Here is a 16163-nt window from a genome sequence, read left to right as displayed (position 1 = left end):
ACTAACCTAAGTTTTTAAGAATCCAGTTACTACCACTCTCGTCGAGCACCAGCGCGCGGTCGCACTCGAACTCGTCCTGTTCATTGCTGTGACCCGGCAGGGACTGGATCACAACCTCGCCGGACTTGCGCAGCTCGGCGATACGTTCCTTCAGTTCGGGCGAGTTGCCCCATGGTGCGCGGATCGCATGCTTGCGGTCGGCCGTCGGCAGCAAACGGGCCAGTTCGCGCAGGTCCATCGAATAGCCGGTGGCGGGACGGGCGCGGCCGAATGCTTCGCCGACGTGATCGTAGCGGCCGCCGCGTGCCACGGCATTCGGCAGGCCCGGCACGTACAGCGCGAAGGTGGCGCCGCTTTCGTACTGGTAGCCGCGCAGGTCGGCCAGGTCGATCGCCACTTCGGCGCGGCCGATGGCCGATGCGGCCAGCGCCGCCAGTTCGGCCAGCGCCTTGGCAATGCCCGGCAGGTCCGGCAGCGCATGCTTCGCGGTGGCCAGCACGTCCACGTCGCCATACAGGTTCGGCAGCGCCAGCAACGCGTCGCGCGTGGCGGCGGCATAGCCTTGGGTCAGCTCGCGCAGGCCAGGCACGTCCTTCGCGCGCAGCAGCTGCACGATGGCATCGTGGTCGGCCTTCGCGGCCGCATCCTGGTCCAGGATCGCGCGCAGCACGCCCACGTGCGCCAGGTCCAGCCGCACCTCGGCGAAGCCGGCCATCTCGAGCGAGGCCAGCGCCAGTTCCTGGATCTCGGCATCCGCCTCCAGGCCGGCATGGCCGTAGATCTCGGCGCCGATCTGCAGCGGCTCGCGGGTGGCGTGCAGGCCCGACGGGCGGGTATGCAGTACCGGGCCGGCGTAGCACAGGCGCGTGACGGAGGCACGGTTCAGCAGGTGGGCGTCGATGCGGGCGACCTGGGTGGTCATGTCCGCGCGCAGGCCCAGCATGCGGCCAGTGATCTGGTCGACCAGCTTGAAGGTACGCAGGTCGGTATCCTGGCCGGCGCCGGTCATCAGCGACTCGACGTATTCCAGCAGCGGCGGCATCACGAGCTCGTAGCCGTAGCGGCGGAAGTTATCCAGCATCAGGCGGCGCAGCTCTTCGATCTTGCGCGCTTCGGACGGCAAAACGTCCGCGATATGTTCGGGCAAAAGCCAATTCGGCATGGGAAAACCGGTTTGTTGAAAAACGTTCAATCGGCACGGCGCGCAAGCGGGCGGCGCAAGCCGAACCGCATATTTTACGCGAAAACGTGGCCAAACAGGAAAAAAGGACAAGCAAAAACCGGTGACAGGCTCCAGTTTTCGAGAAACATTTCTCGGAAACTGGAATCCATCACCGGTTTTGTCACCATTTTTGGTGACGGAAGAGGCTTATTTACCAGCCGATCCGCTGCTCTTGAAGTACTTGAAGAACTCCGAATTCGGGTCCATCAGCATCACGTCGGCCTTGGTCTTGAACGACCCGCGGTAGGCTTCCAGGCTGCGGTAGAACTTGTAGAACTCGGGGTTGCGGCCGAATGCCTCGGCGTAGATCGCGCTGGCCTTGGCATCGCCTTCGCCGCGGATCTTCTCGGCTTCGCGATACGCTTCGGCCAGGATCACGGCGCGCTGCTTGTCGGCGTCGGCGCGGATCTTCTCCGAATCGGCCGAACCGGTCGAACGCAGTTCGTTGGCCACGCGCAGGCGCTCGGCCTTCATCCGCTCGTACACGGAAGTATTGATCTGCTCGACGTAGTCGACACGCTTCAGCCGCACGTCCAGGATCTGCACGCCGATCTGCTTCGCCTCGTTCTCGACCTTGGTGCGCAAACCTTCCATCACCTTGCCGCGCTGGCCCGAGATCACTTCGCGCACGGTGCGCTTGGTGATTTCCTCGTTCAGTGCCGCCTTGACGATCTGCGCCATGCGGTTGCCGGCGCGGCCTTCGTCGCCACCGAACCTGACAAAGTACAGGCGCGGATCAACGATACGCCACTTCACGAAGGAATCGACCAGGATGTTCATCTTCTCGGCCGTGATGAAGCGGTCCGCTTCCGGCGAATCGAGCGTCTGGATGCGCTTGTCCAGGTAGATCACGTTCTGGAACGGTGGCGGCAGCTTGAAGTGCAGACCCGGTTCGCGGATCACCTGCTTGACTTCACCCAGCGCGAACACGATGGCGAACTTGCGCTGGTCCACCACGAACACGGTGGAGGACAGCAGCATCAGCGCGATGAACGCGGTGACGACGAGAGTAACGATACGGTTCATTAACGGCCCTCCCGGCTACGGGACGATTCACGCGCGCGGTTCTGGTCGCCGCTGTAGGATTGATCGGGCGGCGGCAGCAGCACGGCGGTCGGCGGCGGCGCGGTCACGTTGGCGCGCTGCGCCTCGGTGGCCGCGACTTGCGCGATCAGCTTGTCCAGCGGCAGGTACAGCAGGTTGCTGCCGGCCTTCGAATCGACCATCACCTTGCTGGTGTTGGCGAAGATCTGCTGCATCGTGTCCAGGTACATGCGGTCGCGCGTCACGCCCGGCGCTTTCTGGTACTCGGCCAGCACCGACTTGAAGCGGTCGGCATTACCGGCCGCGTTCTGCTCGACCATCGAGCGATAGGCTTCGGCTTCCTGCAACAGGCGGAACGCGGCGCCGCGCGCCGTCGGCACCACCTGGTTGGCATACGCCGCACCCTCGTTCTTCAGACGTTCGCGGTCCTGCCCGGCCTTGACGGCGTCGTCGAACGCGGTCTGCACCTGTTCCGGCGGCTGCACGCCCTGCATCGTCACATTGGTGACCTGCGCACCGGACGCGTAGCGGTCGAGGATCTGCTGCATCAGTTGCTGCGTATCGTAGGCCACTTTCTCGCGGCCTTCGTACAGCACGAAGTCCATCTTGCTGCGGCCGACGATCTCGCGGATCGCCGTTTCAGCCACCTGGCGCACGGTGTCTTCCGCGTCGCGATTGTTGTACAGCCATGCCACCGGATCGCTCAGCTGGTACTGCACGGCGAACTGGATGTCGATGATGTTTTCGTCATCGGTCAGCATCAGCGACTCGCGCGCCTGCTTGTTGCGGGTATTGCCGCGATAGCCCACTTCCACCGTGCGCACCTGCGACACGTTGACGGTTTCATTGGCCTGGAACGGATACGGCCAGCGCCAGTTGAAGCCGGCCGGGGTTTCATGGCTGAAGCGGCCGAACGTGGTCACGATGCCCTTCTGCCCTTCCTGCACGATGAAGGCGCCGCTTGCCAGCCACACCAGCAGGGCAATCACCGCGACGGCGCCGGCAGTCACGCCGGCACCTTTCAGTTCGCCGCCGCTACCGCCGCCGCCACCGCCGCTGCCGTTGCCATTGTTGTTGTTACGGTTCTTGTTGCCGAACAGGCCGTTCAGGCGCTGGTTGAAGTCGCGCCAGAGCTGGTCGAGGTCCGGCGGTCCATCGCCGGGCTTTTTGCCTTCCTGGGCCTGCCTGTTGTTATCCTTGTCCTGGCCCCAGCGGGGGTCGTTCAGGGACAGCTTCAGGCCTAATCTTTTCGCTAGAGAGGAAAGAGGCATGTTTTAGACATCGGTGAATGTGGAAATGGCATCGGGCGGCGTGTCGTCCTTCGGACGCAGATTCGCCTCCCGTTGAACCTGGGCTGTCTCGGTAATGGCCGCGCGCAGAAGATCGAGACCGTCGCCGGTGCGGGCACTGATGAAAACGCGTGAAATCTTATCATGCTCATCACGTTCCACCGCCGGCTCCAGGCCGGCCGCGTCGATCTTGTTCCAGACCAGGATCTGGGGAATATGGTCGGCGCCGATTTCGCGCAGCACGGCATTGACCTCGTCGATCTGCTCCATCCGCACCGGACTGGCGCCGTCGACGACGTGCAGCAGCAGGTCGGCATGGATGGTTTCTTCCAGCGTCGCGCGGAACGCCGCCACCAGCTGGTGAGGCAGTTCGCGCACGAAACCGACGGTATCGGAAATCACCACATTGCCGGCATCCTCGCCCATGTAGACGCGGCGCGACGTGGTGTCCAGCGTAGCGAACAGCTGATCCGCCACGTAGACGCCGGCCTTGGTCAGCGCATTGAACAGCGTCGACTTGCCGGCATTGGTATAGCCGACCAGCGACACCGAGAAGGCATTGTTGCGGCCACGCGAACGGCGCTGCGTTTCGTGCTGCTTGCGCAGTTTCGCGAGCCGCGCGCGCAGCATCCGCACCCGTTCGCCGATCAGCCTGCGGTCGGTTTCCAGCTGGGTCTCACCGGGGCCACGCAGGCCGATACCGCCTTTCTGGCGCTCGAGGTGAGTCCAGCCGCGGATCAGCCGCGTGGACAGGTGCTGCAACTGCGCCAGCTCGACCTGCAGCTTGCCCTCGTGGCTCTGGGCACGCTGGGCGAAGATATCGAGGATCAGGCTGGTCCGGTCCAGCACGCGGACGTTCAGGCGCTTTTCCAGGTTGCGCTGCTGCGCGGGCGACAGCGCATGGTTGAAGATGACGATCTCCAGCCCGTGGTCCTGCACCGCATGGCCGATCTCGTCGGCCTTGCCGCTGCCGACGAAATAGGCGGCATCGGGGCTGGAACGCTTGCCGGTGACGGTCGTGATGGGCTCCGCTCCCGCGGAACGCGCGAGCAGCATCAATTCGTCGATACTGGCGGCGAAGTCGCCCTGGCCGAAATCCACACCGACTAAAGCTGCGCGCATGGGACGGTCAGGGGACGATGAAGCGGATGGCAAAGCTGCGGCGTTGTCTCAACGATCAACGCGTTACTCCGCCTCGGAATCGATATTGAGGTTGACGGCGCGGGCCGGCACCACGGTCGAGATGGCATGCTTGTACACCATCTGCGTCACGGTATTGCGCAGCAGGACGACGTACTGGTCGAACGACTCGATATGGCCTTGCAACTTGATGCCGTTGACGAGGTAGATCGAGACAGGAACGTGCTCCTTGCGCAGCGCGTTCAGGAATGGGTCTTGTAACAATTGCCCTTTATTGCTCATAACAGCTCCAGTTTATGTTGTTGTGTTGGAATTGGAGGCGAAACGCTTGAATTCAAGTGCCGGCTACTCCTTATTGCAGAGGTAAAAACACCCTCCGCCAGACGGAAATGCTTCGAAGCTACTGTAACCGGTTTTTGTGATTTATGCAGGGGTGTCCGAATGAAAACAAGGAAAAAATTGCATTCGGAATGTGAAGTGGCTTTGCCCGCAAACCAGCTACTCGGCCGGTAGTGGCAGGCGTTCGAACACTGGTGTCCGGCACCATTTCCGGGCGATTCGTCCGGAAATGGTGCCAGACACCGGTCCCTGGCGGCCGGCGGCCAAGTGTACGGTCAGCTCTTCTCGCGTTTGTCGAACGGATTCTTACCCGTGCGCAATTCAATACGCAGCGGCGTACCGACGAGCTGGAAGGTCTCGCGGAAGTGCTTTTCCAGGTAGCGCTTGTAGGGCTCGCTGATCGCGTCCAGCGAGTTGCCGTGGATGACGATCACCGGAGGGTTCATGCCGCCCTGGTGGGCGTAGCGCATCTTCGGCCGCAGGCCGCCCTTGCGCTTCGGTTCCTGCTTTTCAATGGCTTCCTGCAGCGCGCGCGTGAGTTTCGGCGTCGACAGGTCGGCCATGGCGGCGCCATAGGCGGCGTCGACCGATTTCATCAGCGGGCCAACGCCGGTGCCTTTCAGCGCCGAGATGAAGTGCGTCTTGGCGAAGCCGAGGAAATCGAGCTTGCGGTCCATGTCGTTCTTGACCTGGTCGCGCTGGTGCGACTGCAGGCCGTCCCACTTGTTCACGGCCAGCACCAGGGCCCGGCCGGATTCCAGGATGAAGCCGGCGATGTGCGCATCCTGCTCGGAAATATCCTGCTGGGCATCGAGCATCAGGATGACGACGTTCGCTTCCGAGATCGACTGCAGCGTCTTGACGACCGAGAATTTCTCGATGGCCTCGAAGACCTTGCCGCGCCGGCGGATACCGGCGGTGTCGATCAGCGTGTAGTGCTTGCCGTCGCGTTCGAACGGGATTTCGATCGAGTCGCGCGTGGTGCCCGGCATGTCGAACGCGATCACCCGCTCTTCGCCCAGCAGCGTATTGATCAGCGTGGACTTGCCCACGTTCGGGCGGCCGACCAGCGCCAGCTTGATGCCACGCTCGGACGGCAGCAGCTCTTCGGCATCTTCCGGGCGCGAGGCGAATGCCTTGTCCAGCGCCTCGTACACGAGGTCGGTCACGCCGTCGCCGTGCGCGCCGGAGATCGCATACGGATCGCCCAGGCCCAGCTCGTAGAAGTCCGACACGGCCGAGGTGTACTTCATGCCCTCGGCCTTGTTCACCACCAGCAGCACGGGGCGGCCGCTGCGGCGCAGGAAGTCGGTGATGGTCTTGTCGTGCGGCGTCATGCCCTGGCGGCCGTCGACGAGGAAGATCACCACGTCCGCTTCGGCCACGGCCTGCTTGGTCTGCAGGGCCATCTGGAACATGATGCCTTCCTTTGCGACCGGTTCGAAACCGCCCGTATCGATGACCAGGAAGGGACGTTCGCCGACGCGGCCCTCGCCGTAGTGACGGTCGCGCGTCAGACCAGGCAAGTCCGCCACCAGCGCGTCGCGCGAGCGGGTCAGACGATTGAAAAGGGTCGATTTCCCGACGTTCGGGCGCCCCACGAGTGCGATTACCGGCTTCATTTGTTTTCTGCTCGACCGCGCTGGGCGGTCATTAGTACTGCTTGGTTTTTGGAGATACTGAATGCCCGCGCCTTGCGGGCATCGTCACTGCTCAGTTGCCTGTTTTACTTCGTGAATCCATTGCATGAATTTACTGCATTACTCGACCGCGATCGCCGCCACCGTTCCCGACTGGGTCTGGAAGATCATGTTCGAGCCGGCGATCAGCGGTACCGACTTGATCGCGCTGCCGTCGGTGGCCACGCGGCCCAGCATCGCGCCGTCTTCGCGCGACAGCAGGTGCACATGGCCCTGGAAATCGCCAACGGCCACCACGCGGCCGTACGACAGCGGCGTGGACAACTGGCGATTGCCCAGCGAATCGTTCTTCCATGCACTGGCCCCGCCTTCGCGGCTGAACGCGGACACGTGGCCCTTGTCGTCCGCCACGAAGACGAAGCGCTGGTCGGCGCCCACGCCCACGTCGGACGATGCCGGCTTGCTCCACTTGGCCGCGCCGGTGGACAGGTCGAAGCAGCCGACCTTGCCCTGGTACGTGACGGTACAGATGTCGCTGTCGATCACGACCGGCGTGCCGCCGATGTCCGACACGCGTTCCAGTTCGGTGGCGCCGCGCGGCTCGGCCACGGAGACCTCGAAGCGTGGCACGCCGTTCGACAATGCCAGCGACAGCAGCTTGCCGGCCGGCTGCGCGACATACACGTTCGGCTGCGCCACCACCATGCCCGGCGCGTTGCGCAGGGTCAGCGGCGGCGTGGTGCGCTGCAGGAACCACTTGCGGTCGCCCGTCCTCGTGTCGTAGGCGGTGATCTTGTTGTCCATGCTGCGCACGATCACCAGCTCGTCGGTCACTGCCGGTGCCGACAGCACTTCCGACGAAGCCTGCACTTTCCACTGCACCTTGCCGGTGGCCGCGTCGAACGCCATCACGGTGCCCTTCGTGCCGCCCACCGCCACCAGCTTGCCGTTGGCGCCCACGCCCGCGGTCAGCTCGGTGCCGGCCTTGATCTTCCACTGCGAGCGGCCGGTGGCCGCATCCAGGCGTTCGATATTGCCGTCGGCATCGGCCACGAACAGCGCATTGTCGGCCAGCGCCGGGGAGAACACATACAGGCCGGCCTTGCCGACCGAATGCTTCCACACGATCTTGGCGGGAATCGGCGACTTGATGTCCACCAGCGCGGCCGGCGGATTCTTGTCCTTTTCCTTGAATGGGTTCAGCGAGCTGAGGGTACTGCACGCGGCCGTCATGGACAGCAGGCTCACGCCGATGAGTTTACCGGTGATACGCATAAATTAAACCTTGCTCCTTACAAGTGGAAGGCGGTACGGGTAACGCGTTCCCGCATGCCCGCGTGCCGTCATGCCGGCCGCGGGCGCTATGAGACTGGCGCGCGCGCCGTCGTGAATCAGGCGGCTGCCGGCTTCGGTTCCGGCACCGTGCCGCCGACGGCTTCGAGTTTCAGCTCGATCAGCTGGCGCGCGGGATTTTTCTCGTCCGTACCGGCCAGCGCGGCCTGGTATGCCGCACGGGCATCGGCCAGCTTGTTCTGCGCTGCCAGCACGTCGCCCTTGCGGTCGCTGACGGCGGCGGCGAACTTGGCCGGCACGTCGCCGTCCAGCGCCTTCAGGGCCGCGTCATAGGCTTTCTCGTCCAGCAGCACGCCGGCCAGGCGAATCTTCGCCACGGCCTGGTATTCCTCGTTGCCATGCTCGATCACCCACTGCAGCCGGGCCTTGGCCGTCTTCAGGTCGTTCGCTTCGAATGCGCTCTTGGCCGCCGTCAGCGCGGCCATCTGCGCGTACAGCGTGCGGCCATAGCGGCTCTCGATGTCGCCGGCGGCGCGCTGCACCTTGGCGTTGTCCTTGCCGACCGAGGACTGCAGCTCGTCGTACAGCGCGGACGCTTCGACAGCCTGGGTGCGCTGGTAATACTGCCAGCCCGCCCAGCCCGAATAGGCGGCCAGGCCGGCCACCAGCACCCACGTTGCGGCGTTGCCGTACTTAGCCCACCACGCCTTCAGGGAAGCGAGCTGTTCTTCTTCTTGGTGATCGAATGCCATGGAATCTTTCCTTCGGGATCAGTGATGGTGGTGGTGATCTTCGCAGTCGTCGCCGCAGTCGTGGCCGCCGATGATCTGGTCGACCACGTAGCCGACCACTTCCTCGAACGCCACGGCAGCCTGCTGCTGCTCGCCTTCGGCGCCGCGCAGCGCCTTGACGCTGGCGGTATTGTTGGCCACTTCGTCTTCGCCGATGATGATGGCGAACGACGCGCCGCTGCCGTCGGCCTTCTTCATCTGGCTCTTGAACGAGCCGGCGCCGGCCGCGGTGGCGCAATGCAGGATCACGTCCAGCCCGGCATCGCGGATGCGCTCGCCCAGGATGAAGGCCTGCATCTGCGCTTCCGCGCCCTGGTGCACCAGGTACACGTCGCACTGCGCCGGGGCCGCCGTTTCGCCGGCCGATTTCATCAGCTCGATCAGGCGCTCGATGCCCATCGCGAAGCCGACCGCCGGCGTGGCCTTGCCGCCGAACTGCTCGATCAGCGGATCGTAGCGGCCGCCCGCGCACACGGTGCCCTGCGCGCCCAGCTCGTCGGTGACCCATTCGAACACGGTGCGGTTGTAGTAGTCGATGCCGCGCACCAGGCGCGTGTTGACGGTGTACTGCACGGCGTTGCGGTCGAGGATGTTCTTCACGCCCTCGAAGTGCTTCAGCGATTCCTCGCCGAGGTAGTCGAGCAGCTTCGGTGCGCCGTTGACGATTTCCTGCAGCGCCGGATTCTTGGTGTCCAGGATGCGCAGCGGGTTGGTATGCAGGCGGCGCTTGGCGTCCGCATCCAGCAGTTCCTCGTGCTGTTCCAGGTATTTGATCAGGTCGACGCGATGCGCGGCGCGCTCGGCCGCGTCACCGATCGAATTCAGTTCCAGGCGGATATCCGGCAGGCCCAGGTCGTCCCACAGGCGGCGGCACAGCATGATCAGTTCGGCATCAATGTCCGGGCCGGTGAAGCCCACGGCTTCCGCGCCGAACTGGTGGAACTGGCGGTAGCGGCCGCGCTGCGGGCGCTCGTGGCGGAACATCTGGCCCTTGTACCACAGGCGCTTGGGGCCGTCGTACACGAGGTTATGTTCGAGCACGGCGCGCACCACGCCGGCGGTGCCTTCCGGGCGCAGCGTCAGCTGGTCGCCGTTCATCGAATCCTCGAAGGAATACATTTCCTTCTCGACGATATCGGTCACGGCGCCGATCGCGCGTGCGAACAGGCGGGTTTCCTCGACGATCGGCGTGCGGATGTTCTGGTAGCCGTAGCTCTGCAGGATCGACTGCGCGGTGTTCTCGAAGATTTCCCACAGGTGGGCATCGGCGGGCAGGATGTCGGGCATCCCTTTGACCGAGGTGATCTTCTCTGCTTTTTTATTTTCGGACATGGTTTTATACCGATACTGATGTGTAGTTTTTCTGTACGTAATCCAGCACGATGCGCTGGAAATCCTGCACGATCGTGTCGCCGCGCAAGGTGGCCACCTTCTGGCCGTCGACGAAGACCGGCGCGGCCGGCGATTCGCCGGTGCCCGGCAGGCTGATGCCGATGTTGGCGTGCTTCGATTCGCCGGGCCCGTTGACGATGCAGCCCATCACGGCCACGTTCATCGCTTCCACGCCCGGATGGCTCTTCTTCCATTCCGGCATCTGCTCGCGCAGGAAGGTCTGGATATCGTCGGCCAGTTCCTGGAACGTGGTCGACGTGGTGCGCCCGCAGCCCGGGCAGGCGATCACCATCGGCATGAACTTGCGCAAGCCCATCGTCTGCAGGATTTCCTGGCCGACGATGACTTCCTTCGTGCGGTCGCCACCCGGCTCGGGCGTCAGCGAAATGCGGATCGTGTCGCCGATGCCTTCCTGCAGCAGCACCGACAACGCGGCGGTCGAGGCAACGATGCCCTTGCTGCCCATGCCCGCCTCCGTCAACCCCAGGTGCAGTGCGTAGTCGCAGCGTTTGGCCAGCTCGCGGTAGACGGCGATCAGGTCCTGCACGCCGGACACCTTACAGGACAGCACGATCTTGTCGCGGCCCAGGCCGATTTCCTCGGCGCGCTGGGCGTTCTCGATGGCGGACGTGATCAGCGCTTCATACATCACTGCCTGCGCGCTCCATGGATTCGCGCGGGCCGCGTTCTCGTCCATGATGCGCGCCAGCAGCGCCTGGTCGAGCGAGCCCCAGTTGACGCCGATGCGCACCGGCTTCTGGTGGCGGATCGCCACTTCGATCATCTGGGCGAACTGCGTGTCGCGCTTGGCGCCCTTGCCGACGTTGCCGGGGTTGATGCGGTACTTCGACAGCGCGGCGGCACAGTCCGGGTACTCGGTCAGCAGCGTGTGGCCGTTGTAGTGGAAGTCGCCGACCAGCGGCACGTCGATGCCCATCTTGTCGAGCTGGTCGCGAATGTACGGCACGGCCTGCGCCGCTTCCGGACGGTCCACCGTCAGGCGCACCAGCTCGGAACCGGCGCGGGCCAGCTCCTTGATCTGGATCGCCGTGCCGACGGCATCGGCGGTATCGGTATTGGTCATCGACTGCACGACGACAGGATGGTCGCCGCCGACCCATACCTTGCGGTCGCCATGCGCGACCAGCACGCCCTTGCTGGAGCGGCGCGCCAGCGGGCCGGAGGGGATCGCGTTAGAAGGTATGGCGGTAATAAGTTCGGACATGCTCATTACTTGATCTGGACACGGGAAATGGTGCCGCCCGCCACCTTCGGCAGCGGCAGCGGCTGGCCGCGCAGCGTGGCCTGCACGGCTTCCGGCTTGCCGACGACCAGCGTCGACTGGCGGTCGATTTCAAACGATTCGGTGCTGCCCGCCTTCACCAGGCGGGAAATCAGCGGCGCCGCGCCGGGACGGCGGATCTCGACCCAGGAATCGGCCGTGAATACCATCGTCAGCGTGTTGGCGCCCTGCGCCGCGGGCGCCGCTGCCGGCACGGCTGGCGCAGCCGTTGCAGCGGGTGCCGGCGTGGTCGCGGGCGGTGTAGCCGCAGCCGGCGTGGTCGCAGGCGCCGTGCCGGCCGCGACCGGCGGCGACGTCACCAGCGGCGCGGTGTTCTCCGGCGTTGCCGGCCCCTGGCCGGGCGTCGATACCAGCGGCACGTTTGGCGACAGCAGCGGCGTCGTGGCCGTCGTCGTGGCCGTACCCGGCGCAGCGGGCACGGCGGCTGGCGCGGCCACCGTGCCCGGTTTGCTCAGGGCGCCCGGCGAGATCAGGCCGGCCTGCCATGCGCCGGCGCCGGCGATGACGGCCAGTGCCACCACGCCGCCGATGATCCAGACTTTCGGCTTCGACTGGCGCGATGCCAGCGTGGGAAAACGCGACTGGGAGAAAGTCGTCGAGATCTTCTCCCGCCTGATCGGCGCATGATCGGTCGTGGTGGTGACCGATGGCGTCACCTCGATGTGCGCCACCAGCGGTGCCGGGTCGAGCCGCACCACCTTGGCGTAGGCGCGAATGAAGCCGCGCGTGACGGCCATGTTCGGCAGCGAAGCAAAGTCGCCCTGCTCGAGCGCCACCACCTGGCGCGGGGCCAGCTTCAGCTGATCCGCGATCTGTTCCACCGACAGGCCCATCGCCTCGCGCTGCGCGGCCAGCGTTGCTCCGGGTGCGGAAGCATCGCGCCGATCCTGCGACGGATTGTGCGTCTGTCCCTGCGGCTGCTTTTGCCCTTCTGAATCCATTATTACCCCTGTCTCACTCATCAAACGCCCCGCGTTGATACGCAGCATACTCGGGCGAGGCGGCGTGGTGGCGCCGCAACTGCGTTGCCCAACCTTCTTCCGCTCCCTTGTCGCCGAGCCTGTGCTGCACCCTGACTGCCAGCCACAGCACGTCGGCCGGCAGGCTGTCGGGCCGGGCAACCTTGCCCAGCCGGGTAATGAAGAAGTTGGCGCGCGCATAGTCGCGACGCTCGTAATAGACCCGCGCCAGGTTGGCGCTGGTCGACGGCTGATCCGGTGCCAGCTGCAGTGCCTGCAGCAAATATTTCTCGGCCCGCTCGTAATCCTTGCTCTTCAGCGCGCAATTGCCCGCATTGTTCATCGCCTTGACCGGCGACGAATACTGGCGGCTGGCCAGTGCCGCGTCGAACCAGCGGAACGACTCGGCCACGCGATCGCTCTGGCACAGGAACGAGCCATAGTTGTTCGCGATATCCGGGTTGTTCGGCGCCAGTTGCAGCGCGCGCTTGAAATTATCGTCCGCCAGCGCCGTTTCGCCCATGCCCATGTAGATCAGCGCGCGCACGCCATAGGCATCCGCGTAGGCGGGATCGGCGGCAATTGCCTTCTTGATCTCGTCGAGCGCGACCGGCAGCTGGCCCTGCTCGTAGTAGCCGACCGCCAGCTGCATGCGGATCTGGGCGCGCTTTTGCGCAGCCGTCGCATCCGACAGCGTTGGCAGCTCGGCCTTGCCGCTCATGTCGCCAGCCGCCCCGGTACCCGCGGGCCCGCCCGTACAGGCGGCCAGCAGCACGGCCAGCAGCCCGGCGGAGCCGAGGCTGGACATGCGCGCGCGGCACTGGGCGGCTGCGGTCATCAGGAGCGGATCTCCACGATCTTGCCGAAATCGGCACCGAACTTGGTCTTGTACTCAGCCATCTTTTCCATGCGCTCGGCCACGCGGGTGCGGTCCTTGACTTCGCCGGCAAGCTGGCCGCAGGCGGCGTCGATGTCGTCGCCACGGGTCTTGCGGATGGTCGTCACGATACCGGCATTCATCAGGATTTCCGAGAACGCCTTGATGCGGGGATTCTTCGAACGCGTCAGGCCTGATTCCGGGAAGGGGTTGAACGGAATCAGGTTGAACTTGCAGTTGATGCCATATTGCGGGTGGTTCACCAGTGCGATCAGTTCACGTGCATGCTCGTCGGAATCGTTGAAACCGTCCAGCATGCAGTACTCGAACGTGATGAAGTCGCGCGGGGCGAATTCCAGGTAACGCTTGCAGGCCGCCAGCAGCTCAGCCAGCGGGTACTTCTTGTTCAGCGGCACGAGGCCATTGCGCAGCTCGTCGTTGGAGGCATGCAGCGACACGGCCAGCGCCACCGGCACGTCCTGCGACAGCTTGTCGATCATCGGTACCACGCCGGAGGTGGACAGCGTCACGCGGCGGCGCGACAGGCCGTAGGCGTTATCGTCCAGCATCAGCTTCAGCGCGGTGGCGGTCGGCTCGTAGTTCAGCAGCGGCTCGCCCATGCCCATCATGACCACGTTCGTGATCTGGCGCTCGCCTTTGGGGCCCGGCTCGATGCCTTTCGTCCTGCGCAGCTCGAACTCGGCCATCCACAACTGCCCGATGATCTCGGCGACCGTGAGGTTGCGGTTGAAGCCCTGCTTGCCGGTCGAGCAGAAACGGCAATTGACGGCGCAGCCGGCCTGGGTGGAAATGCACAGCGTGCCGCGGTTTTCTTCCGGAATGAACACGGTTTCAACGGCGTTGCCATTGCCTACGTCCACCAGCCACTTGCGCGTGCCATCGCTCGAGGTATGGTCGCTGATGACCGCCGGCGCCGTGATATGGGCGCGCGTCTTCAGCTTCTCGCGCAGCGACTTGGCGAGATCGGTCATGCTGTCGAAGTCCGACGCGCCGAACTGGTGGATCCAGCGTTGCAGCTGCTTGGCGCGGAACGGCTTCTCACCCAACTGCGCGCAGTAGTCGATCAGTTGCGCGGGATCGAGGTCCAGCAGGTTGGTGAGGGTCGTTTCCATAACTGTTCAATCTTTTTTCAAAACACCTCCGCCCCGGACATGCCGGGGCGTCAGGCGATACTACAGATGTATTGCTAAGCGCCGCTAATCGAATCGATTAACGGGAGTACACGTTCAGTGCTGGGAAGAAATACGCGATTTCCGTGGCGGCGGTTTCGGCAGCGTCCGAACCGTGAACGGCGTTGGCATCGATGGAGTCAGCGAAATCGGCGCGGATCGTGCCTTTTTCTGCTTTCTTCGGATCGGTTGCGCCCATCAGGTCGCGGTTCTTGGCAATGGCGCCTTCGCCTTCCAGCACGGTGATCATGACCGGGCCGGAAACCATGAAGTCCACCAGGTCCTTGAAGAACGGACGGGCAGCGTGCACGGCGTAGAAGCCTTCGGCTTCGGCGCGCGACAGCTGGGTCATGCGGGCAGCCACGACTTTCAGGCCAGCACCTTCGAAACGGCTGTAGATCTGGCCGATCACGTTCTTGGCCACTGCGTCCGGTTTGATGATGGACAGGGTGCGTTCGATTGCCATTATTAAAAACTCCAGTAAAAAGAAAGGGTTAAAACGAAATTGATTTCTCGATCAACCTTTGATTTTAGCATACAACACCCCATATACTATGCGTGTTGGGGCGGAAGATGGCGTAACAAGCGGCGGAAAGCCGTATCGAAACCCTGGAAACTCGCATCATGCGGGCGGTTTGGCTGGGAAGCCCAGCCGTTCGCGGGCAGTTGGGCGGATTCCGGAGGATTTCAAGGGTCGTGCTCGAAAACAAGCGATTTCAGGGCAGGCTCGACACAACAGACCATCCCGGCGGGCTTAAGCCCTTTTAGGCACCTCGCGTGCTAAGCTTTGGCAAGGGTACACCGTACCGACAAAAGGAGTGCAAAATGGCGAACTTGGAAAAAACTTATCAATATGCGGGTGGGCGTGCAGTCACCCAGAACCGCGTCGTGCGCAACACCTACTGGCTGCTGTCTCTGTCGATGATTCCGACCGTGCTGGGCGCGGCCGCGGGCATGACGCTCGGCGTGCCGATCCCTGGCGGCTTCCTCGGCGCGCTGCTGTTCCTGGGCATCGCGTTCGGCTTCATCTGGGCGATCGAGAAGAACAAGGACAGCGGCCTGGGCGTCGCCCTGCTGCTCGGCTTCACGTTCTTCATGGGCCTGATGCTGGCGCCCCTGCTGAGCCGCACGCTGACGTTTGCAAACGGCGGCACGCTGATCATGCTGGCGTTTGGCGGCACCGCGACGATCTTTGCCGTGCTGGCAAGCATCGCCACCGTGTCGAAGCGTGATTTCTCCGGCGTGGCCAAGTTTGCGATGGTCGGCCTGGTCGTCATCATCCTGGCGTCGCTGGCGAACATCTTCTTCGCCATCCCCGCCCTGACGCTGACGATCTCGGTGCTGGCCATCGGCATTTTCTCCGCCTTCATCCTGTATGACGTGCAGCGCATCGTCAACGGCGGCGAAACGAACTACATCAGCGCCACGCTGGGCCTGTACCTGAGCGTGTACAACATCTTCAGCAGCCTGCTGTCGATCCTGGGCTTCACCAGCGGCAGCCGCGAATAAGCACTGCCCGCACCATCGAAAAGCCGGCCTCGCGCCGGCTTTTTTTTGCCCTTGCTGCCGAGCTGGTCGCAATACAACACCGGGGACAGTCCCCAAGTTTTTTGCAACACAATCGTTGCGGTGTTGCGACGCTGCGCCAGCAGCACGGCTACCGAAGTTCCACAAGAATCCGTGC

At 63.9% G+C, this 16163-nt stretch carries 15 protein-coding genes; 1 reads left to right on the top strand and 14 read right to left on the bottom strand.

Going from position 1 to position 16163, the window contains the following annotated elements; genetic code table 11:
• Position 1 precedes the first annotated feature (1 nt).
• From ACY34H_RS14230 to ndk, 14 genes are all read right to left on the bottom strand, one after another.
• Positions 2-1162, bottom strand: a complete 1161-nt coding sequence (locus tag ACY34H_RS14230; protein ID WP_464978142.1) for an ATP phosphoribosyltransferase regulatory subunit — start codon at positions 1160-1162, stop codon at positions 2-4.
• Between the two features lie 207 nt (positions 1163-1369).
• The gene (hflC, locus tag ACY34H_RS14225; RefSeq protein WP_464978141.1) at positions 1370-2248 is read right to left on the bottom strand and encodes a protease modulator HflC; all 879 of its coding nucleotides are present in this window, start codon (positions 2246-2248) and stop codon (positions 1370-1372) included.
• Positions 2248-3537 (bottom strand): FtsH protease activity modulator HflK, encoded by a 1290-nt coding sequence (gene hflK / locus ACY34H_RS14220; RefSeq protein ID WP_464978140.1) that lies wholly within the window; start codon positions 3535-3537, stop codon positions 2248-2250. The genes hflC and hflK overlap by 1 nt, the downstream gene beginning before the upstream one ends.
• 3 nt (positions 3538-3540) lie before the next feature.
• On the bottom strand, positions 3541-4677 hold the full coding sequence (gene hflX, locus ACY34H_RS14215) for a GTPase HflX (RefSeq protein WP_464978139.1): 1137 nt from the start codon (positions 4675-4677) through the stop codon (positions 3541-3543).
• 63 nt (positions 4678-4740) lie between these two features.
• Positions 4741-4977 carry an RNA chaperone Hfq gene (hfq, locus tag ACY34H_RS14210; RefSeq protein ID WP_093558029.1) on the bottom strand — a complete coding sequence of 79 codons (237 nt, stop codon included), beginning with the start codon at positions 4975-4977 and terminating at the stop codon, positions 4741-4743.
• 332 nt (positions 4978-5309) lie between these two features.
• Entirely contained in the window at positions 5310-6656 is a 1347-nt protein-coding gene (gene der, locus ACY34H_RS14205) for a ribosome biogenesis GTPase Der (protein ID WP_464978138.1), read from the bottom strand.
• A 138-nt stretch (positions 6657-6794) separates the two neighbouring features.
• Positions 6795-7949: an outer membrane protein assembly factor BamB gene (gene bamB / locus ACY34H_RS14200; protein ID WP_464978137.1), complete on the bottom strand. Its 1155-nt coding sequence runs from the start codon at positions 7947-7949 to the stop codon at positions 6795-6797.
• A 116-nt stretch (positions 7950-8065) separates the two neighbouring features.
• Positions 8066-8719, bottom strand: a complete 654-nt coding sequence (locus tag ACY34H_RS14195; RefSeq protein WP_464978136.1) for a YfgM family protein — start codon at positions 8717-8719, stop codon at positions 8066-8068.
• Between the two features lie 18 nt (positions 8720-8737).
• Positions 8738-10090, bottom strand: coding sequence for a histidine--tRNA ligase (hisS, locus tag ACY34H_RS14190; protein WP_464978135.1), 1353 nt, complete (start codon positions 10088-10090; stop codon positions 8738-8740).
• A 4-nt stretch (positions 10091-10094) separates the two neighbouring features.
• Positions 10095-11375 (bottom strand): flavodoxin-dependent (E)-4-hydroxy-3-methylbut-2-enyl-diphosphate synthase, encoded by a 1281-nt coding sequence (ispG, locus tag ACY34H_RS14185; RefSeq protein WP_464978134.1) that lies wholly within the window; start codon positions 11373-11375, stop codon positions 10095-10097.
• 5 nt (positions 11376-11380) lie between these two features.
• Positions 11381-12394, bottom strand: coding sequence for a RodZ domain-containing protein (locus ACY34H_RS14180; RefSeq protein WP_464978133.1), 1014 nt, complete (start codon positions 12392-12394; stop codon positions 11381-11383).
• A 13-nt stretch (positions 12395-12407) separates the two neighbouring features.
• Entirely contained in the window at positions 12408-13250 is an 843-nt protein-coding gene (gene pilW / locus ACY34H_RS14175) for a type IV pilus biogenesis/stability protein PilW (protein ID WP_464978132.1), read from the bottom strand.
• A complete protein-coding gene (gene rlmN, locus ACY34H_RS14170) occupies positions 13250-14422 on the bottom strand; it encodes a dual-specificity RNA methyltransferase RlmN (protein ID WP_464978131.1) in 1173 nt (390 codons plus the stop codon). Before rlmN ends, pilW begins: the two co-directional genes overlap by 1 nt.
• Before the next feature lie 97 nt (positions 14423-14519).
• Positions 14520-14945: a nucleoside-diphosphate kinase gene (gene ndk / locus ACY34H_RS14165; RefSeq protein WP_131144610.1), complete on the bottom strand. Its 426-nt coding sequence runs from the start codon at positions 14943-14945 to the stop codon at positions 14520-14522.
• 359 nt (positions 14946-15304) lie between these two features.
• On the opposite strand from ndk, the gene ACY34H_RS14160 reads away from it, so the two are divergent.
• Positions 15305-15988 (top strand): Bax inhibitor-1/YccA family protein, encoded by a 684-nt coding sequence (locus ACY34H_RS14160; RefSeq protein ID WP_464978130.1) that lies wholly within the window; start codon positions 15305-15307, stop codon positions 15986-15988.
• The last annotated feature ends 175 nt before the right edge of the window (positions 15989-16163 follow it).

The organism is Pseudoduganella sp. jia 9 (assembly GCF_055502615.1).
Note: the sequence above shows the minus strand (reverse complement) of the source record. Positions and strands in the feature narration are given on the sequence as shown.